The sequence below is a fragment of the Pleomorphochaeta sp. DL1XJH-081 genome (assembly GCF_049310885.1).
Classification (GTDB): domain Bacteria; phylum Spirochaetota; class Spirochaetia; order Sphaerochaetales; family Sphaerochaetaceae; genus CAYZJV01.
This window is the reverse complement of record NZ_JBMDYO010000048.1, coordinates 1-289: the sequence shown is the minus strand read 5'-3', so window position 1 is coordinate 289 and position 289 is coordinate 1. Positions and strand designations below refer to the sequence as shown.

1 protein-coding gene is annotated in these 289 nt (G+C 38.4%); it reads right to left on the bottom strand.

Annotated features, from left to right (window positions below; genetic code table 11):
- Positions 1-289, bottom strand: a 289-nt coding sequence (lptD, locus tag ACODJP_RS13855; protein ID WP_422482498.1) for an LPS assembly protein LptD, incomplete at both ends; no start/stop codon positions are given.

Here is a 289-nt window from a genome sequence, read left to right as displayed (position 1 = left end):
AGCTGAGCTTTTAACCCTGGTATACCATGCTGATAGTTAAGTTCCCAAGCTCTACGCAAGTTAAGATCTGTTTTAGAGTTAGGGCTACTATCTAAATCAGAGAAATAGTCTTTATCTGATGCGTAGTTATATTCAAGGTTGGTAGACCATTGGTCGTTGATATCCCAATTATGTAAAAAATGGAAATCTTTACGGTCTTTATCATCATATTCTTTATCAGATGGCAAAATGCCGCCCCAAATCTGTCCGGCACCAAACCCATCCGTCAAATATCGGAATTCACTTTGTA